Annotated in this window: 19 protein-coding genes; 5 read left to right on the top strand and 14 right to left on the bottom strand. The window is 67.8% G+C overall.

Annotated features, from left to right (window positions below):
* Nucleotides 1-88: 88 nt before the first annotated feature.
* The 3 genes from ACSQ9I_RS27720 to ACSQ9I_RS27710 are packed head-to-tail and all read left to right on the top strand — an operon-like array spanning nucleotide 89 to nucleotide 2,408.
* On the top strand, nucleotides 89-1,192 hold the full coding sequence (locus ACSQ9I_RS27720) for a PLP-dependent aminotransferase family protein (RefSeq protein ID WP_436315259.1): 1,104 nt from the start codon (nucleotides 89-91) through the stop codon (nucleotides 1,190-1,192).
* A 58-nt stretch (nucleotides 1,193-1,250) separates the two neighbouring features.
* Nucleotides 1,251-1,712: an Lrp/AsnC family transcriptional regulator gene (locus tag ACSQ9I_RS27715; protein ID WP_436315258.1), complete on the top strand. Its 462-nt coding sequence runs from the start codon at nucleotides 1,251-1,253 to the stop codon at nucleotides 1,710-1,712.
* A 15-nt stretch (nucleotides 1,713-1,727) separates the two neighbouring features.
* Nucleotides 1,728-2,408: an aspartate/glutamate racemase family protein gene (locus ACSQ9I_RS27710; RefSeq protein WP_436315257.1), complete on the top strand. Its 681-nt coding sequence runs from the start codon at nucleotides 1,728-1,730 to the stop codon at nucleotides 2,406-2,408.
* Nucleotides 2,409-2,461: 53 nt separating this feature from the next.
* Here the strand turns inward: ACSQ9I_RS27710 and ACSQ9I_RS27705 are convergent, their stop codons facing one another.
* From ACSQ9I_RS27705 to ACSQ9I_RS27645, 13 genes are all read right to left on the bottom strand, one after another.
* Nucleotides 2,462-2,746 (bottom strand): hypothetical protein, encoded by a 285-nt coding sequence (locus tag ACSQ9I_RS27705; RefSeq protein WP_436315256.1) that lies wholly within the window; start codon nucleotides 2,744-2,746, stop codon nucleotides 2,462-2,464.
* A gap of 124 nt (nucleotides 2,747-2,870) precedes the next feature.
* Nucleotides 2,871-4,097: an IS110 family transposase gene (locus ACSQ9I_RS27700; protein WP_436315254.1), complete on the bottom strand. Its 1,227-nt coding sequence runs from the start codon at nucleotides 4,095-4,097 to the stop codon at nucleotides 2,871-2,873.
* A 260-nt stretch (nucleotides 4,098-4,357) separates the two neighbouring features.
* The gene (locus ACSQ9I_RS27695; protein WP_436315253.1) at nucleotides 4,358-5,275 is read right to left on the bottom strand and encodes an EamA family transporter; all 918 of its coding nucleotides are present in this window, start codon (nucleotides 5,273-5,275) and stop codon (nucleotides 4,358-4,360) included.
* Nucleotides 5,276-5,315: 40 nt separating this feature from the next.
* Nucleotides 5,316-6,056: a helix-turn-helix transcriptional regulator gene (locus tag ACSQ9I_RS27690; RefSeq protein WP_436315252.1), complete on the bottom strand. Its 741-nt coding sequence runs from the start codon at nucleotides 6,054-6,056 to the stop codon at nucleotides 5,316-5,318.
* 84 nt (nucleotides 6,057-6,140) lie between these two features.
* Nucleotides 6,141-6,614 carry a ferritin-like domain-containing protein gene (locus ACSQ9I_RS27685; protein WP_436315250.1) on the bottom strand — a complete coding sequence of 158 codons (474 nt, stop codon included), beginning with the start codon at nucleotides 6,612-6,614 and terminating at the stop codon, nucleotides 6,141-6,143.
* 133 nt (nucleotides 6,615-6,747) lie between these two features.
* The gene (locus tag ACSQ9I_RS27680; RefSeq protein ID WP_436315248.1) at nucleotides 6,748-8,082 is read right to left on the bottom strand and encodes a cytosine deaminase; all 1,335 of its coding nucleotides are present in this window, start codon (nucleotides 8,080-8,082) and stop codon (nucleotides 6,748-6,750) included.
* Nucleotides 8,083-8,194: 112 nt separating this feature from the next.
* Nucleotides 8,195-9,442: a phenylacetate--CoA ligase family protein gene (locus tag ACSQ9I_RS27675; protein WP_436315247.1), complete on the bottom strand. Its 1,248-nt coding sequence runs from the start codon at nucleotides 9,440-9,442 to the stop codon at nucleotides 8,195-8,197.
* Entirely contained in the window at nucleotides 9,439-10,251 is an 813-nt protein-coding gene (locus tag ACSQ9I_RS27670; RefSeq protein WP_093108352.1) for an ABC transporter ATP-binding protein, read from the bottom strand. The genes ACSQ9I_RS27675 and ACSQ9I_RS27670 overlap by 4 nt, the downstream gene beginning before the upstream one ends.
* 13 nt (nucleotides 10,252-10,264) lie before the next feature.
* Entirely contained in the window at nucleotides 10,265-11,593 is a 1,329-nt protein-coding gene (locus tag ACSQ9I_RS27665) for an ABC transporter substrate-binding protein (RefSeq protein ID WP_436315246.1), read from the bottom strand.
* Nucleotides 11,594-11,660: 67 nt separating this feature from the next.
* Nucleotides 11,661-12,737, bottom strand: coding sequence for a branched-chain amino acid ABC transporter permease (locus ACSQ9I_RS27660; protein ID WP_436315245.1), 1,077 nt, complete (start codon nucleotides 12,735-12,737; stop codon nucleotides 11,661-11,663).
* Between the two features lie 2 nt (nucleotides 12,738-12,739).
* The gene (locus ACSQ9I_RS27655; protein ID WP_093108355.1) at nucleotides 12,740-13,669 is read right to left on the bottom strand and encodes a branched-chain amino acid ABC transporter permease; all 930 of its coding nucleotides are present in this window, start codon (nucleotides 13,667-13,669) and stop codon (nucleotides 12,740-12,742) included.
* Between the two features lies 1 nt (nucleotide 13,670).
* Nucleotides 13,671-14,459 (bottom strand): ABC transporter ATP-binding protein, encoded by a 789-nt coding sequence (locus ACSQ9I_RS27650; RefSeq protein WP_436305755.1) that lies wholly within the window; start codon nucleotides 14,457-14,459, stop codon nucleotides 13,671-13,673.
* On the bottom strand, nucleotides 14,456-16,408 hold the full coding sequence (locus tag ACSQ9I_RS27645; protein ID WP_436315244.1) for an AMP-dependent synthetase/ligase: 1,953 nt from the start codon (nucleotides 16,406-16,408) through the stop codon (nucleotides 14,456-14,458). The genes ACSQ9I_RS27650 and ACSQ9I_RS27645 overlap by 4 nt, the downstream gene beginning before the upstream one ends.
* An 85-nt stretch (nucleotides 16,409-16,493) precedes the next feature.
* On the opposite strand from ACSQ9I_RS27645, the gene ACSQ9I_RS27640 reads away from it, so the two are divergent.
* On the top strand, nucleotides 16,494-17,234 hold the full coding sequence (locus tag ACSQ9I_RS27640; protein WP_436315243.1) for a Crp/Fnr family transcriptional regulator: 741 nt from the start codon (nucleotides 16,494-16,496) through the stop codon (nucleotides 17,232-17,234).
* A gap of 4 nt (nucleotides 17,235-17,238) precedes the next feature.
* On the opposite strand, the gene ACSQ9I_RS27635 is transcribed toward ACSQ9I_RS27640, so the two are convergent.
* The gene (locus tag ACSQ9I_RS27635; RefSeq protein WP_436315242.1) at nucleotides 17,239-17,886 is read right to left on the bottom strand and encodes an SOS response-associated peptidase family protein; all 648 of its coding nucleotides are present in this window, start codon (nucleotides 17,884-17,886) and stop codon (nucleotides 17,239-17,241) included.
* 98 nt (nucleotides 17,887-17,984) lie between these two features.
* Between ACSQ9I_RS27635 and ACSQ9I_RS27630 the strand changes: the two genes are divergently transcribed.
* A complete protein-coding gene (locus ACSQ9I_RS27630) occupies nucleotides 17,985-18,749 on the top strand; it encodes an SDR family NAD(P)-dependent oxidoreductase (RefSeq protein WP_436315241.1) in 765 nt (254 codons plus the stop codon).
* Nucleotides 18,750-18,763: the final 14 nt, after the last annotated feature.

Here is an 18,763-nt window from a genome sequence, read left to right as displayed (position 1 = left end):
GACCCACATCTCATTCGTCAATGATCGCTACGCCAATGCACCGGGGTCCCCCATACGCGAGTTGAAGCGCTTCACGGAACTGCCTGGGATGATCTCGCTGGCCGGCGGGTACCCAGCGCCCGAACTGATGGATTCCAGCGGATTGCAGAAGATCTTCAGCAGCCTGAGCGGACCTGCATTCGCAAGCGCGCTCGAATACGGCGGCACCGAGGGCGCCATTGCCCTCCGCACGGAACTGGCGCGACTGTCCAATTCGCGCGGTATCACCGTGGAACCCGGCGAAGTCCTGACCTTGAGCGGCTCGCAGCAAGGGATCGATTTGCTGGCGCGCACGCTCTTGTCCAAGGACGACACTGTCCTGGTCGAGGCGCCCACGTACCCGGCCGCGATCTCCGCCTTCCGCTTCGCAGGCGCAGCCATCCATCAGGTCGCCACCGATGACGAGGGACTCGTTCTCGAGGATCTGGAACGGGCGCTGATCCGGCTGAAGCCCAAGGCCCTCTACACCGTACCCACGTTCGGCAATCCGAGCGGCCGCACCCTCGGGGAAGGCCGACGGCGCGAGTTGCTGAAACTGGCGGTTCGGCATCGATGCCTCGTGATCGAGGACGACCCCTATGGCGACCTCTGGTTCGACCAGGCTCCTCCGCCCTCCCTCTATTCGATGCGGCATGCGGTCGATGGTGCCGAACGCGTAGTGACCTACCTGTCGAGCCTCTCGAAGACGCTTGCGCCGGGCCTGAGGCTCGGCTGGATGCTGGGGCCGGCAGAGCTGCGACGCGCGTGCGTGCTCGCCAAGCAGACCGACGACATGCACGCGTCGACGCTGACGCAGGCGGCCGCGGCTGCGTACCTGGCCCAGGGGCTCTTCGCCGAGAACCTGCCCCGGCTGCGCTCCATCTACGGCAAGCGCGCCAAGGCATTGGTGCGAGCTTTGAACCTGCAGTTGGGCGACCGCATCGAGTTCACCGCGCCGGGCGGCGGCATGTTCGTCTGGGGTCGCGCGCCGGGGGTCGATACGGCTGAATGGCTCAAGGCGGCCATCGAGCGCAGTGTGCTCTTTGTGCCGGGGTCTGCCTTCTATGCGCAAGAAGCGGACAACGCGACCTTTCGACTCTCGTTCGCCAGCCAAGACGAGGCGGGCATCGCGATCGGGGTGTCGCGCCTTGAAGAGGCGCTGCGCTTCCTGTAGACCCACGAGCACCTGCTCGGCCGCGCCACAATCGCTGATCTCCGCTGCAAGGCCGCCCATGGACCTACGACTCGATGACCTTGATCGCCACCTTCTGACCTTGCTGCAGGCCAATGCCCGCGAGCCGGCGGCCAACCTGGCGCGCAAGCTGAAGATAGCCAGGACCACGGTGGTCGCGCGAATCGCGCGACTGGAGCGGGAGGGCGTCGTCTCGGGCTATGGGGTTCGCCTCGGCCAGCGGCTCGAGCAAGCGGCGGTTCGAGCGTTCTGCGGGCTCAGCGTCAACGCCAAGGCTGCGCCGGCGGTCATCAAGGCGCTCGAGCGTCTGCCCGAGGTGGAGGAGGTCTGGGCCGTGAGCGGCCAGTTCGACTACATGGTCCTTCTCCGGTGCGAAACGCCTGAACAGTTGGACAAGCTGCTCGATCAGCTGGGTCAGATCGACGGCATCAACCAGACACACACCTCCATCGTGCTCAGTCGAAAGATCGATCGTCGCAGCACCGTCTCGAAAAGCGGATAGCCATCCCAGCCAGAAATGACCCCCAGCCCTGACAGATTCCTTGGTGTTCTGATGCTCGATACGCGGTTCCCGCGGCCGCCTGGCGACATCGGCAATCCGGAGACCTTCAGCCGCAACGGCATTCCGGTTCGTTTCCGGGTTGTCGAGGGGGCGTCACCCCGACGGATCGTGAAGGAGGCAGATCCCGCGTTGCTTCGACCATTCGTCGACGCCGCCTTGCAGCTGGTCGAGGAGGGTGCCGCGATGGTCACGACCAGCTGCGGTTTCCTGGCCGCCTACCAGAACACGCTGGCCGAAGCAGTGCCCGTGCCGGTCTTCACCTCGAGCCTGTTGCATTGCCGGGAGTTCGCGCGTCCCGGTATCGTCACCTTCGACGCGGCTGCGTTGAACGCAAGCATTCTCGAGGCGGTCGGCGTTCCGGAGGCGACGCCTGTGCAGGGCGTGGAGCCAGGATGCGAGTTCCACCGGCGCATACTCAACAACGAAGATCGGCTCGATCTTGTCGAAGCGCGCAGGAACGTGGTCGACGCCGCACGGCGCCTTGTGAATCTGTTTCCCTCGGTCGAAGACATCGTGCTCGAGTGCACCAACATGCCACCCTACCGCGAGGCTGTTGCGCGAGCGACGGGGCGCCACGTGCATGACATCGAAACCTTGGTGGTTGCCCGGTGGAGGATCTCCACCGCATCGTCATAGCAGGTGGGCGAAAAGAGATGTCCTGGACGCGCGACGCACCCGCGCAAGCGCGCTCAGGCGTACTGGATGCGCCGGTTGGAGCGCTTCACCAGGAGTTCGTCGGCAACCTCGACGGCGCGGTGTCCCATGACCGCGACCGGATAGCTGCCGATCATGACGTTGTCGTAGGTGATGGTGGCGTAGCTGAATTCGGCGCCCAGCGCAGCCGCCGCGTCCTGCAGGCATTCGGCCACCGAGGGCAGGCCTTCGCGCTCGTAGCGCCGTGTGCCGTCGCCGATCCCGACATACGAGTTGAAGTTTCTGTCGCCGCGCTTGGTGATTTCAACGGCAGGTTGCATCGCTTTCTCCCAGAGTTCGCTGCGGCGATTGTGTTCAGGCCCGTCTGCTGTCGGTAGTGGCCATTGGTATTACCCGGCCGTCCGTCGTAATCAGGCCGACGCGCATTCACGCTACTAAGAAGCGCTATCCCGTATGAGCAACCACAGGAAGCTCGCAGCCGAGGTCTTGAAGGCGCTTGATCAAGCGGCGGATGATTTTGGATCGGTCGTGGCGGTCGAGGTATTCGCTACCCAAGTCGCTGTACTCGGTGCCGTCGCGAAGCATGTGGTACGCGGCAGTGAGCATGGAAGCGGCCACGGCGAGGATGGCCTTCTTGGCTCCGCGACGTGCCTTGATACGCAGGAACTGCGCACGCAGGTAGCTGGTCTTCACGCGCACCGCGGCCCAGGCGGCAGTCACCAGGGTGGTCTTGATCCAGGTGCCGCTCTTGCGCACGCGGGTGGATCGGCGCTTGCCGGCGCTCTCGTCGCTGCGTGGACACAGTCCGGCCCAGGAGATCAGATGGCCGGCAGTGGGGAAGCGCGACATGTCCACGCCGATCTCCGCCACCACGACGCTGGCCGTCAGGTCAGAGACCCCGGGCATCGTCGTGAGCAGGCGGGCGCGCTGCCGGATCGGCGCCAGCGCTTTTCCCACGGCCGCATCCAGTTCGCCCAGCGTGCGCTGCAAGGCATCGATGACCTGCAGGTGCAGCCGCAGCATCGTGCGATGGTGCTCGGTGATGCGCCCGCGCAGCGCCTCGCGCAACTCGGCGGTCTTGTTGCGCGCCGTGCCCTGGGCCAGCGCGGCCAGCAGCGCCGGATCGCTCTGGCCGGCCACGATGGCATCGAGCATCGCACGGCCGCTCTTGCCCAGTACATCCGACAGGACGCTGCCCAACTTGAGGTTGGCGTCCTCCAGCACCTTCTGGATACGCAGCGAGTGCTGGGAGACCTCCCGCACGAGTTGCTTGCGCGTGCGCGTGAGGTCGCGCAACTGCTGGATCGCCTGCGGCGGCACGAAGCTGGAGCGAATGAGGCCGTGCGCCAGCAGATCGGCAATCCACATCGCGTCGTTGACGTCCGTCTTGCGCCCGGGCACGTTGCGAATGTGCGCGGCGTTGGCCAGCACCAACTCGAACTCGGCCTCCAGCACATGCCACACCGGCTTCCAGTACACGCCGGTGGCCTCCATCGCCACGTGGGTGCAGTCGTGCTCGGCCAGCCAATCGGCCAGTTCGAGCAACTGGGCAGTCGTGGTGCCGAAGCTGCGCACCTCCTGGTGCATGGGCGGCGAGACGCACCGCACGCAGGCCACGATGGTGTCCTTGTGCACGTCCAGGCCCGCACAGCGCGTGTAAAGCACTTGCATGAGAACCTCCTGACGGTTGATGGGCGCCGCAGGCAGTCCTCGTCATCGAACTCTACTAAGCGTGCTTCGGGACGTCGCCGCCCTCTGCCACATTCCGGGGTGCTCGCAGGACTGCGGGTCCAACTATTGAACGGGCTTGTTGCACCAAGGAGAAGCCGACCTCGTCAGCAGCGCCCAATTTCATCCTACAACCACCCGCCATCCGTCGCCAGCCACGTCCCCCGCTTCATGCTCCGGGGTCGGGCCCGCCCGATGGCGAACTATTGACGCGGCACATCCCCCCGGCCGGGAATCCCGCCGCTGGCGAGCGCGACGCCCAGCACGGCGCTGGCCACCGCCAGGGCATCGACCGCAGTCAACCGATCGCCGAGCCACCACCACCCGCCCAGCGCCGAGACCACGGGCGCCAGCGCGCCGAAGGCCGCCGCCCGTGCAGCGCCCAGCCGTGCGATGGCGGCCGCGAAAAACCACAGCCCCAGCAGCCCGGCGAGCACGCCCTGCCACAGGGCCTGCCACAGCAGATCGCGAACCGGCGCATCGAAAAGGTGGATCTCGCTGCCGCGCCACCCGAGCCACCCGAGCCATGGCAACAGGAGCAGCGTCGACCAGGCGTTGACCAGCGCGGCGCCCTGCCATGCGCCGAGGCCGCTCTGCCGGAACGAGAGCGTGAAGCCGGCCCACAACGCGGCGGCCAGCAGGAACATCAGATCGCCCCGCCATGCGCCGGCGTGCCCCGCCGTGCCGAGCTTGCTGCCGAGCAGGGCCACGCCCAGGGCCATGCACGCGAGGCCGAGCGTGCGCCAGCGGTCGGGGCGTTCGCGCCAGAGAACCCACGCGAATACGGCGGCGAAGAGCGGCGAGGCGCCCGCCATCAGAACGCCCATGTGGGCAGTGGGCGCAAACATCGTTCCGGTCATCGCGATGAGCCCGAAGGGCAGCCCGGCGCCGATCACCGTGCCGGCCAACAACCGGCGCGGCACGCCGCGCGGCAGCAGGCCGGTGCGCAGCAGCAGCGGCAGCAACACCAGCGCGGCGATGCCGTAGCGCAGGATCGCCAGGTCGGGCGGAGCGATCGTGGTCGTCGTCGACTGGCGGGTCACGACCTGCCATGCGCCGCCGACCAGCGCGGCGGCGACGCCGGCCAGCATGCCGGCAGCGAGACGGGAAGGGTGCAACAAGATCGGCTCCACAGGCAGCTGCGAAGCCGGCAGTGTCGGGTCAGCGAAGTGCGGGCGCTGCCAGATTCGTGCGCATTCGGCTCGGCGTGAGGCCGAAGCTGCGGCGGAACACGCCCGTGAAGTGGCTGTGGCTGGCATAGCCGAGTTCCGCGGCCAGTGCGCTCAGGTTGCGCTCGCCCTGCCGCAGCCGGTCGAGCGCCAGCGTCATTCGCAGCCGCGTGCGAAAGCCGTGCAGGCTCAGGCCGGTTTGCAGCCGTAAGCGTCGCGCCAGGTGGAATGCCGAACAGTTTGCCGCCCTGGCGATCTCCGTGAGGGTGTCGTCTCGCTGCGGCTCGGCGGCGATGTATTCGCGAGCCCGTTCGACGGCGCGGTGCGGACGCCGCATCGACGCCTCGCCGGTCGTGGGCACCAGCGCGCGCACGACGGCGGCCAGCCGTTCATCGATATCCAGCCGCTCGAGCTGCTGCGCCGCCAGCGCCTGCGACCAGCCGGCCATCTGCAGATGCACCGCGAGCGGAAGCGGCGATCGGCCCGACGGGCCGAGGTCCTCGCCGACGATCAGCAGCGCGCTGCGCTGGTCCGCCCAGGGCCGACGGAGGCGGTAGCGCTGCGACGGGGAGAGCCACAGAGCGGACGCCGGATCGCAAACGAATCCGTGGGAGCCGATATGGCACTCGAAGCAGGCTGATAGCGGCAGCAGCAGGCGCGGGCCGTCGACCCGGTAGCTGTCGCTCCACGCAGGGTCGGGCGCGGCGAGCGTCAGCTGCTGCCAGCTCAGCAAGGCACTCTCGAAAACGATGCGGCGCGAATAGGCCATGGCGCCGACATTGTGGAGCGCCTTGGGCGCGCCGTGCAGCCCCGTCGGTCAGCGGCGCGCGCGCGCCTCGTCGCGCAGCAGCTTGATCTGGTCGTGGTTGCGCTGGGCGCCCTCGGCTTGGCGCTCGACCACCGCGCGCGCATCGGCCGGCAGGTTTTGCTTCAAGGCCTTGCGGTAGCGCGCCACGGCCGCGTCTTCGCCGCGTTCGCATTCCTCGAGCATCGAGAGCTCGCTGTTGGCGCCCACCAGGCCCTTCACATGCACCCAGCCGCGGTGCACCGCGCCGCTGGCGGTGCCGCCTTCGGCCGGCTTGCCGCCGTAGCCCAGGATCAACTGCGCCAGTTCGCTGGCCGCCTGGCCGCAGGACGCGGCGCGGTCGTTGAACAGCTGCTTCAGGCTGGCCGATTTCACTTCCTCGGCGCAGGTGCGAAAGCCGTATTCGCCGTCGCGCGCGTTCTCGATCAGGTCGTTCAGCACGTCGACCACCTCGTCGGCGGCCAGAATTCCGGTGTCCATTGCCATGATGAAAATACTCCTTGGTTGCCTCCGCGAGGAGGGTTGCTGGAGCTTTCATGATTGCGCCGCACCGTGCCGGGAACGTCAGTGCCGCCTGACGGCGCGTGTAGGGTTTCGCCGCCCTGGGGCGGGCCGCTGTTCAGGCGCGCATGAGGTCGTCGAGCAGCCTGTAGTCCGGCAAGCGCGTGTCGATCGCGCGGCCGGCGCGCAGCACCGTGCGGTCGAATTGCGTGCGCGCGAGCATCTCGGAATAGCTGCGCGCCTTGAGGACCAGCAGGTCGGCCACAGCGCCGGCCTTCAGCACGCCGTGGGCGGTGCCCATGATCGCGGCCGGCGTCTCGGTGGCGGCGCGGATCCAGTCGGAAAGCGGATGGTCCAGGTGCAGGATCTTCACTGCCTGGGTGAAGGTGTCGAGCATGTCGTGGTCGCCGTAGGCATAGAAGGGATCGCGGCAGTTGTCGCCGGCCACCGCCACGCGCAGGCCGCGTGCCTTCATCTCGTGCAGCACCGTCACGCCGCGCCAGCGCGGCGTGCGCGCTTCCTGGCTGCGGTCCTGCAGGTACATGTTGACCGTGGGCAGGCTCACGATGTCGATGCCGGCGTCCTTGCAGGCCGCGATGGTCTCTTCGATGAACTCGTCGGTCTGCAACGCGAGTGCGGTGCAGTGGCCGCACAGGATGCGGCCGGCGAAGTCCTGCGCCACCGCGGTGTGCGCGACGCGGATCAGCGCGCGCGAGCGCGGATCGGTGGATTCGTCGACGTGCAGGTCGAGGTCGAGCCCGCGCTCGGCGGCGAGTTCGAACACGCGCACGAGCGCCGCGTCCAGGTCCGGCGGCATCGGGTCGCCGGGGTAGGCGCCCGAACGCGTCACGCAACCCAGCCGGCCGCCGCTCTCGGCGACGATGTCGGCGAGCTGGCGGCCTTCTTCGGTCAGGAAGATGTCGAGCGGCGCGATCGACGACGCCTGCAGCTCGACGCGTCCGGCCCAGCGCTCGCGCAGCTCGCGGAACACGGGAAACGAGATCGCGGCCTGCGGCGCCAGCGAATCGAGGTGCGTGCGGATCGCGACCACGCCCTTGGCATAAGCGGTGGCGAGGCCGAACTCCATGCGCCGGCGTACGTCCTCGGCATGCCAGCGCGCGTTGCGGTCGCGCTGCGTGGCCATCGAGGCGCCAGCGCCATCGCCGGTGGGATTGGCCTGGCGCGGCCAGATGTGGCCCTTGTCCAGGTGCGTGTGGCAGTCGACCATGCCCGGCAGCAGCATCGATGCGTCGAGATCGGGGCCGAGTTCGGCCGGCAGGGTGCCGGCGGGCTCGATGGCGGCAATGCGGCCGTGGTCCACCAGCAGGTCGATGGGTGCGAGTTCATCGTCGGCCCCGGTCGGTACATCGGCCTGGACGAGGCAGCGGGGCGCACGCAGATTGCGCAGCGCGAAGCGCGGGGTGCTGGGCGGCTGGAAGAAGGCGTGGGTCATCGCAAGAATCGTAACGAGCTCCCGGCGTTGCAAGGAGCATGCCGCGAGCGTTGCGCCGCCGCGCCTTCGTCGATGTCGGCAAGCCGATCGCAGCGCAGCCGGGCGTTCCGTATCAACGGTAGCTGCGCGCGTCCTCGATCACCTTGCCGTCGTTGGGCAGGCTGCCCGGCGCCAGGAATTCGACCGTGCCGCGCAGCTTGGTGATATCGCGGATGGCCTCGGCCACGCGCTCCGCCAGGCCTTGCGCGGCCGCAGCGCATTCGAGCCTGAGCGTCATGCGGTCGTCGCCCATCTCGCCTTCGACCACCAGCCGTGCGCGCTGCACTTCCGGGAAGCGCCGCGCGATCTCCGCCACCTGGCCCGGATGCACGAACATGCCGCGCACCTTGGTGGTCTGGTCGGCGCGGCCGAGCCAGCCCTTGATGCGGGTGTTGGTGCGGCCCGTGGGGCAATGCCCCGGCAGCACGGCCGAGAGGTCGCCGGTGCCGAAGCGGATCAGCGGGTAGTCGGGGTTCAGCGTGGTGACGACGATCTCGCCGACCTCGCCCTCGGGCACCGGGTCGCCGGTGCCCGGACGCACGATCTCCACGATCACGCCCTCGTCGAGCACCAGGCCTTCGCGCGCCGAGGTCTCGTAGGCCACCAGGCCCAGGTCGGCCGTCGCGTAGCACTGCGTGCCGGCCACGCCGCGCTCGGCGATCCAGTCGCGCAGGCTGGGCGGGAAGGCCTCGCCCGACACCAGCGCCTTGGTCATCGAGGGCAGCGCGACCTTCTTCTCGGCCGCCTTCTCGAGGATGATCTTCAGGAAGCTCGGCGTGCCCACATAGCCCGCGGGCTTGAGATCCGCGATCGCTTCCACCTGCTGCTCGGTCTGTCCCGTGCCGCCCGCGAACACGGTGCAGCCGAGCGCACGCGCGCCGCTTTCCATGAGCGCGCCGGCCGGCGTCATGTGGTAGCTGAAGCAGTTGTGCACCAGGTCGCCGCCGCGAAAGCCCGCGGCATGCAGCGCGCGCGCAGTGCGCCAGTAGTCGCGCGCCTCGCCCTCGGGTTCGTAGATGGTGCCGGGGCTGGCGAACACGCGCGTCATGCGCGGCCCGAAGTGGATCGCCGCGAAACCGCCGAAGGGATCGTTCGCGCGGTGCGCCTTCTGCAAGTCGAGCAGCTCGGACTTGCGCGTGACGGGCAGCTTCGCCAAGGCGTCGCGGCTCGTGATATCGCGAGCGTTGATGCCGTCGAGGATCTTCGCGAAGGCCGGCGCCGCGGTCTGCGCCTGCGCAATCTGCTTGGGCAGCGCGGCCAGCAAGTCCTGCTCACGCTCACCCGGATCGCGCACTTCCAGCTTGTCGTAGAAATCGGTCATGCGAGCCACCTCTTGCGCCGCTTGTAACTCTTGACATCACGAAAGCTCTTGCGGTCCGCGCCGCCGACGCCGAGATAGAACTCCTTGACGTCCTCATTCTCGCGCAGGCTCTGCGCCTCGCCGTCCATCACGATGCGGCCGTTCTCGAGGATGTAGCCGTAGTCGGCATAGCGCAGCGCCATGTTGGTGTTCTGCTCGGCCAGAAGAAAGGTCACGCGCTCCTTCTCGTTCAGGTCCTTCACGATGCCGAACACCTCTTCGACGATCTGCGGCGCCAGCCCCATGGAAGGCTCGTCGAGCAGCACCATGTTCGGGTTGGCCATCAGCGCGCGGCCGATGGCGCACATCTGCTGCTCGCCGCCCGAGGTGTAGGCGGCCTGCGAAGCGCGGCGCGTCTTCAGCCGCGGGAAGTAGGCGTAGACCTTCTCCAGCGTCTCGGCGACGGCGGCCTTGCCATCGGTGCGCGTGTACGCGCCGGTCATCAGGTTGTCCTCGATCGTCAGGTGGGCGAAGCAGTGGCGTCCCTCCATCACCTGGATCAGTCCGCGCTTGACCAGCTCGGCCGGTGTGAGCGCCTCGATGCGCTCGCCGCGCAGCTCGATCGTTCCCTTGGTCACCGCGCCGCGCTCGCCGGCCAGCAGGTTCGACACCGCGCGCAGCGTGGTCGTCTTGCCCGCGCCGTTGCCGCCGAGCAGCGCCACGATGCCGCCCTCGGGCACCTGGAGCGAAACGCCCTTGAGCACCAGGATCACGTGGTTGTAGATGACCTCGATGCCGTTGACGTTGAGAACGATGTTCGCTGCGCTCATGGGCTGTGCTTCGTCAGGACTGGCATTCCGCGGGCGTGCGCGCCGTGAGCTTCTTGTCGGCGGCGTACTTGGCGGCCGTGCTCCTGACCAGCGGCTTGATCACCTGCTCGTCGGCCTGCAGCCAGTCGGAGCTGAACTTCCACTCCTTGCCGTCCCAGGTGTGGATGCGCGCCCACGATGCACCCATGTGGTCGACGCACGAGGTGCTGATCGGCCGCATCACGCCCGCGAAGCCCAGCGCGTCGAGCTTGGCCTGCGTCAGGTTCAGGTTCTCCAGGCCCCAGCGCACCTGTTCGCCCGTCATGACCTTGCCCTTGCCGAAACGCTCCTGTGCTGCTCGGATGCCTTCCACGCCGAGCATCGCGCTCATGGCGCCGCGCATGTAGAGCACCTGGCCGACATCGCCCTTCGGTCCCGTGCCCTGGCCCTTGTCGTGCACCTGGATCAGGATGTCCTTGACCACCTTGGATTGCGGCTCCGCGCCGTGCTGCATGGTCACCGCGTTGTAGCCCTTGGCACCGTCGGCCACGTCCTTCACGTCGGGCTCCGAGCCCGACCACCACACGCCGTACATCTTCTCGCGCGGGTAGCCCGTGGCTTGCGCTTCCTTCAGTGCGGTGGAGTTCATCACGCCCCATCCCCACAGCAGCACGTAGTCCGGCCGGTTCTGGCGCACCTGCAGCCAGGTCGCCTTCTGTTCCACGCCGGGGTGCGTCACCGGCAGCAGCAGCACGTCGAAGCCGTGCATCTTCGCGCGCTCCTGCAGCAGCGGGATCGGCTCCTTGCCGTAGGGGCTGTCGTGATAGACCAGCGCGATCTTCTTGCCCTTGAGCTTGTCGAGCCCGCCTTCCTTCTTGGCGATGGCCTGGAGGATGGCGTCGGCGGCCACCCAGTAGGTGCCCGCGATCGGGAAGTTCCACTTGAACACCGTGCCGTCGGCGCTCTCGCTGCGGCCGTAGCCGATGGTCACCACCGGGATCTTGTCGGCCGGGGCCTTCTCGGTGATGGCGAAGGTCGCGCCGGTGGACAGCGGTTGCACGAAGGAGGCGCCACCGCCCTTGCCCTTCAGGCGCTCGTAGCACTCGACGCCGCGCGCTGTGTCGTAGCCGGTTTCGCACTCCTCGAAAGTGAGCTTCACGCCGTTGAGGCCGCCGCGCGCATTGATCAGCTTGAGATAGTCCACGAAGCCGTTGGCCCACGGCGCACCGTTGGGTGCGTAGGCGCCGGTCCGGTAGGACAGCACGGGAATGAACTGCTCCTTGTCCTGGGCGAAGGTGCCCGTCGTCGTCAGGCAGGCAGCGCCGGCAGCCAGGGCGATCATCAGTTTGCGAAGTTTTTTCATGTGTGTCTCCTAGTCGAATGAATGAACGAAGCACTACCCGGTCAACAGAAAAACATGCGCGGCGGCGTCAATGGGGGAACGGCCATAGCTGCAGCTTCTGCTTGGCGGTCGACCAGAGCTTGGCCAAGCCATGCGGCTCCACGATCAGGAACCAAACGATGAGGCCGCCGAAAATCATCAACTCGGCGTGCGCAATGCCGGCGGTGGAGATTTCGATGCCGAACACGCCGGCCAGCATCGGCAGCAGCTGGTTGAGCGCGATCGGCAGCACGACGATGAAGGCGGCGCCGAAGAAGCTGCCCATGATCGAACCCAGCCCGCCGATGATCACCATGAACAGCAGGCGGAACGAGTAGTCCACCGAGAAGGCCGAGGGTTCCCAGGCGCCGAGGTACACGAAGGCCCACAGCGCGCCGGCCACGCCGATGATGAAGGAGCTGACCGCGAAGGCGCTGAGCTTGGCGTACATCGGCCGGATGCCGATCACCGCGGCGGCCACGTCCATGTCGCGGATCGCCATCCATTCGCGGCCGATGGCGCCGCGCACCAGGTTCTTGGCCAGGATCGCGATGATCACCAACACCACCAGGCAGAACAGGTACTTGCTCAGCGCGCTCTCCAGCGGCAGGCCGAACACCTGCAGGTTCGACACCGCGACCGAGCCCGAAGGCGTGTCGAGCGTGAACCACTTGATGCGCAGGAACATCCAGTCGGCGAAGAACTGCGCCGCCAGCGTCGCCACCGCCAGGTACAGGCCGCGCACCCGCAGGCTGGGCAGCCCGAACAGGATGCCGAAGGCGGTGGCACACAGCCCGCCCAGGATCAGTGCGGGGATCAGCGGCATGCCCGGCACGCGGACGAAGAAGTTGTAGGCGCCGTAGGCACCCACGGCCATGAAGGCGCCCGAGCCGAGCGAGATCTGGCCGCAGTAGCCGACCAGGATGTTCACGCCGACGGCCGCCAGCGAGAAGATCAGGAAGGGAATCAGGATGGCGCGGAACAGGTAGTCGCTCGCCATGAGCGGCACGCCGACGAAGGCGAAAGCCAGCACCAGGGCGATGAAGACGCGGTCCTGCAGGATCGGGAAGACCTGCTGGTCGGCGCGGTAGGTGGTCTTGAACTGGCCGTTTTCTCTATAAAGCATGCTCAGACCCGATCGATGATCTTCTCGCCAAACAATCCCTGCGGCCGGAACAGCAGGAACACCAGCGCCAGCACGTAGGCGAACCAGATCTCGATGCCGCCGCCCACGTAGGGGCCGAGGTAGACCTCGGACAGTTTTTCGCCCACGCCGATGATCAGCCCGCCGAGGATGGCGCCGGGCACCGAAGTCAGCCCGCCGAGGATGACCACCGGCAGCGCGCGCAGCGCGACCGTCGCCAGCGAGAACTGCACGCCCAGCTTGCTGCCCCAGATCATTCCGGCCACCAGCGCCACCATGCCCGCCACGCACCACACGGTGACCCAGATGCGCGCGAGCGGAATGCCGACGGATTGCGCCGCCTGGTGGTCGTCGGCCACGGCGCGCAGCGCGCGGCCGGTGCCGGTCTTCTGGAAGAAGAGCGACAGCAGCGCCACCAGCGCGGCTGCGATGGCGGCGGCGATCAGGTCTTCCTTGCTCAGCAGGATGCCGCCCTGGAACACCGAATCGAAGGCGAAGATCGGATCCTTGGGCATGCCGATGTCGATCTTGTAGATGTTGCTGCCGAAGATCGTCTGGCCCAGCCCGTCGATGAAATAGGCGATGCCCAGCGTGGCCATCAGCAGGGTGGCGCCGTCCTGGTTGACCAGGTGGCGCAGCACCAGCCGCTCGATTGCCCAGGCGAGCGCGAACATCAGCGCGCCCGCGAGCACGAAGGCCGCGATGTTGGCGAACCAGGGGTTGGCGATGCCGCTCCAGACCGGCACCCATTCGGCGAAGCGCGCCATCGCCAGCGCGGCGAACAGCACCATCGCGCCCTGGGCGAAGTTGAACACGCCGGAAGCCTTGAAGATCAGCACGAAGCCCAGCGCGATCAGCGCATAGAGCATGCCGACCATCAGGCCGCCGAACAATGTCTCGAGGAAGAAGGCCATGCTAGTGCTCCGTCCCGAGATACGCCCGGATCACGTCTTCGTTGTTGCGCACCTCGTGCGGCGTGCCGTCGCCGATCTTCTTGCCGTAGTCGAGCACCACCACGCGGTCGGAGATGTCCATCACCACGCCCATGTCGTGCTCGATCAGCACGATGGTGGTGCCGAACTCGTCGTTCACGTCGAGGATGAAGCGGCTCATGTCCTGCTTTTCTTCCACGTTCATGCCGGCCATCGGCTCGTCGAGCAGCAGCACCTGCGGCTCCATCGCGAGCGCGCGGCCGAGGTCCACGCGCTTCTGCAGGCCGTAGGGGAGCCGCCCCACCGGCGTCTTGCGGTGCAGCTGGATCTCGAGGAAATCGATGATGCGTTCGACGAACTCGCGCTGCGCGATCTCCTCGCGCTCGGCCGGGCCCCAGCGCAGCGCCTGGGCGAGCAGGCCGCTCTTCATCTTGAGGTTGCGCCCGGTCATGATGTTGTCGAGCACGCTCATGCCCTTGAACAGCGCCAGGTTCTGGAAGGTGCGCGCCACGCCCATCTCGGCCACCTGGCGCGAGTTCATGTGATGGAAGGTCTGGCCGCGGAAGGTGATGGAGCCCTGCTGCGGCTGGTAGACGCCGTTGATGCAGTTGAGCATCGAGCTCTTGCCTGCGCCGTTGGGGCCGATGATCGCGCGCACCTCGTGCTCGCGCACGTCGAAGCTGATGTCGGCCAGCGCCTTGACGCCGCCGAAGCTCAAGGAGATGTTCTGGACGTCGAGGATGACCTCGCCGATCTTGCGTGCGCTGCTCATGCTGCCGCCTTCAGGATCGGGAAGGTCTTGGCCTCGATGATCTTCAGCGTGGCATTCACCACGCCCGTACGCCCGTCCTCGAACTTGACCTGCGTCTCGATGTACTGCTCGGTCCTGCCGCCGTAGAGCGCATCGACCAGCACGCGGTACTTGTCCGCGATGAAGCCGCGCCGCACCTTGCGCGTGCGCGTGAGCTCGTCGTCGTCGGGGTCCAGTTCCTTGTGCAGCACCAGGAAGCGCGCGATCTGCGTCTCGCCCATGCCGTCCTCGCTCGCGAGATCGGCGTTGACCTTGGCGATGCATTCGCCGATGAGCGCCAGCACCTCGGGCTTGCCCGCGAGGTCGACGTAGCCGCCGTAGGCCAGCCCGCGCCGCTCGGCCCAGTTGCCCACCGCCTCGAAGTCGATGTTGATCGCGGCGCAGACCTCGTCGCGCCCGTTGCCGAAGCACACGGCTTCCTTGATCTGCGGGAAGAACTTGAGCTTGTTCTCGATGTAGTTGGGCGCGAAGATCGCGCCGCCGGCGAGCCGGCCCACGTCCTTGGCGCGGTCGATGATGCGCAGGTGGCCCTCGGCGTCGATCACGCCGGCGTCGCCGGTGTGGAAGTAGCCGTCGGCATCGAGCACCTCGGCCGTCGCGTCGGCCCGCTTGTAGTACTCCTTGAGCACCGACACGCCGCGCACCAGCACCTCGCCGTCGTCGGCGATCTTGAGCTCGATGCCCGGCGCCGCGCTGCCCACGGTCTGCAGCTTGACCTTGCCGTCCTGCTGCAGGCACACGTAGGCGCAGGTCTCGGTCTGGCCGTAGAACTGCTTCAGGTTGACGCCGATCGAGCGGTAGAAGCGGAACAGGTCCGGCCCGATCGCCGCGCCGGCGGTGTAGGCCACGCGGATGCGGCTCATGCCCAGCACGTTGCGCAGCGGCCCGTAGACCAGCAGGTTGCCGAGCGCATACATCGCCCGGTCGCCCAGGCCGACAGGCGCGCCGTTCAGGAGGTCGGCGCCCACGCGCCGCGCCAGCGCCATGAACTTCGCATAGAGCCAGCGCTTGGGCGCGGCCGCGTCTTCCATGCGGATCGACACCGCGGTGAGCAGGCCTTCGAAGGTGCGCGGCGGGCCGAAGTAGTAGCTCGGCCCGATTTCGCGCATGTCGTTCATCACCGTTTCGCTCGACTCGGGGCAGTTGAGCGTGAAGCCGCCGACCAGCCATTGCGCCACCGAGAACAGGTGGTCGCCGACCCAGGCCATCGGCAGGTAGCTCATGACGTTGTCGCCGGGGCCGAGACGGTCGGTCTCGACGCCGCCGCGGCCCGCCGCGATGAAGCTTGCATGCGTCTGGCACACGCCCTTGGGCCGGCCGGTGGTGCCCGAGGTGTAGAGGATCACGGCGACATCGCCGGGCTCCACGCTCGCCACGCTCTCGTCGAAGAAGCCCGGATGCGCGGCGTCGAAGGCACGGCCCAGTTCGCGCAGCTTGTCGTAGCCCAGCAGGCCCGGCTGGTCGTAATGGCGCAGTCCGCGCGGGTCGTCGTAGACAATGTGGCCGATGCCGGCACCCTGCTTCTTCAGCTCGCGGCATTCCAGCAGCTTGTCGACCTGCTCCTGGTCCTCGGCGATCACGAACTCGATCGATGCGTCTTCCAGCATGAAGACCATCTCGCCGGCCACCGCGTCCTGGTAGAGCGGCACCGGCACGCCGCGCAGGCTCTGCGCCGCCAGCACCGCCATATAGAGATGCGGGCGATTGGCGCCGACGATCGCGAGGTTGTCGCCGGCTTTGAAGCCCAGGCTGGCGAGCCCGCAGGCGATCTCGCGCACCTCGCGGGCCACCATCGCCCAGTTCCAGGTTTGCCAGATGCCGAGGTCCTTCTCGCGCACGGCCGGCGCGTCGGGCTGCTGTTGGGCATGGGCCAGCAGCAGGCGGGGAAAAGTGGTGGCTTTGGTCTGCACGATGGGTCGGACTGTAGAACCAAGCTTGTCGTCATCTTGTCGTTTCAACGACAATCCTAGGGACACCCCTCCCCGGAGTTTCCCGATGACCCCCGGCAGTTCCAGCGGCACTTCGTCGATACGCGATCGCGTGCGGCCGGCCACGCTCGAAGAGCTGGCCAACATCCCCTGGCTGCGCACGCTCACGCCCCCCGAGCGGCGCCGCGCAGAGGCGGCCGTGGTGGTCGGCGAGGCCGAGCCGGGCGACCTGGTGTGCCGCATCGGCCGCGCGCCGACCTACTGGTTCGGCGTGGTCGAAGGGCTGCTCAAGATGAGCAACGACAACGCCGACGGCACCTCGATGACCTACAGCGGCCTGCCGCCAGGCGGCTGGTTCGGCGAAGGCACGGCGCTCAAGCGCGAGCCCTACCGCTACAACATCCAGGCGCTGCGCCGCAGCGTGGTGGCGGGCCTGCCGATCGACGACTTCCACTGGCTGCTCGACCACTCGATCGGCTTCAACCGCTTCGTGATGAACCAGCTCAACGAAAGGCTCGGCCAGTTCATCGCCGCGCGCGAGGCCGACCGGCTCAACAACCCCGATGCGCGGGTGGCGCGCAACCTCGCGGCGCTGTTCAACCCGGTGCTGTTCCCCGGCGTGGGCGAACTGCTGCGCATCACGCAGCAGGAGCTGGCCTACCTCATCGGCCTCTCGCGCCAGCGCGTCAACGAGGCCTTGCGCACGCTGCAGGCGCAGGGCGCGATCCGTGTCGAATACGGCGGGCTGCGGGTGCTCGACCTCGCGGCCCTGCGCGAGGGTGCGGTGGGCGGCAAGGGCGTCGCTTGAGGCCTCAGGCGGCGGGCGCCCGCTCCGGCAGGGGAATGCTCGGGTCGCGCACGATGGTCCGGCGCACCAGCTTGTCGAGGGCGTAGGGCCGAAGGTAGGCGGCCGTTTCCTCCACCGGGCAGTGCAGCCAGTCGTCGATCCACGCCTCGCGAAGAAAGACCACCCAGCGGAGTTCGCGCTGATCCAGGGCAGGCAGCGTCAGCAAGGCGAAGCTCTCCACGCACTCGCCCTCGGGCGAACGCCACCCGTTCCACAACCCTGCCATCGCCAGCGGCTGGCCGTCGGCACGCGAGACGCGCGCCACCGAGTCTTCGCTGTCGCCGCGGCGGAACAGCGCATCGGCCAGGATCACGCACCGATGCCCGCGCTTCCACGGCTGGTAGAAATTGCGCTCGCTCGCGGCGCTCTCGCCGCGCGCTTCGAAGGTGAAAGGGTATTCGCGCTCCTTGGCGAAGAGGGGAATCAGGCCCCAGCGACCCGGGGCGATCTCGAATCGCGCCGCCGCGGCGCTGCCCTCGCGGTCGGCGCGCGGCCGGCGGATGAAGAGCCCTTGCCCGCCGGGCCGAACCAGCGGCGCCTGCACGGGACACGCGAGACCGAAGTGCGCGGCGTAGTGGCGCTGATCGCGGGCGGGCTCGTATTGGATCGGCATCGGCCGACTTTAGAAAGGCGAATCGCGTTTAGTCAACTCGCCTTTAGCATCAATGCCGCACGGCGCTTCGCCGTCAATGAACCATTTCACGAGAACGCATGAATTCATCCCAGCTCACCGTCATCACCGGTGCTTCCCGCGGCCTGGGCCGCGCCATGGCCGAACAATTGCTGCAGCCGGGGCAGCGCCTGCTGTGCATTTCGCGCCAGGCCGACGAGCAGCTCGCCGCGCGCGCCCGCGAGGCCGGCGCCGAGCTCGAACAATGGCAGCAGGACCTGGCCGAGCCGGTCGCGGCCGCGGCGCGGCTTTCGGCATGGCTGCAAGACCTGGATGCGAAGGCTTTCGCCAGCGCCACCCTGATCAACAACGCCGGCACCATCGGCCGCCCGCGCCCCTTGTCGCAAGCGATCGCAGCGGAGTTGGCGCACGCATTGCGCGTGGGGCTGGAGGCGCCGATGCTGCTGACTTCCGCCTTCCTCGCCGCCACCCAGGGCTGGCGCGCCGAGCGCCGTGTGCTCAACATCTCCTCGGGCCTCGGCCGCAACGCGATGGCCAGCCAGGCGCCTTACTGCGCGGCCAAGGCCGGCATGGACCATTTCTCGCGCGCGGTGGCGCTGGAGGAGGCGGCGCTGGGCGGCGGCGCGAAGATCGTCTCGCTCGCGCCCGGCGTCATCGACACCGACATGCAGGTGCAGCTGCGCGGGGCGGAGGCCGAGATGTTCCCCGACCGCGCGCGCTTCGAGCGGCTGAAGGCCGAGGGCCAGCTCGACACGCCGGCCACCGCGGCGGCGAAGGTGCTGAAGTACCTGGCGCGTGCGGACTTCGGCACCCAGCCGGTGGCCGACGTCCGGGACGCGGGCTGACCCGCCGCATCCGG

This window comes from Variovorax sp. LjRoot84, from assembly GCF_964254305.1.
GTDB lineage: Bacteria > Pseudomonadota > Gammaproteobacteria > Burkholderiales > Burkholderiaceae_C > Variovorax.
Note: the sequence above shows the minus strand (reverse complement) of the source record. Positions and strands in the feature narration are given on the sequence as shown.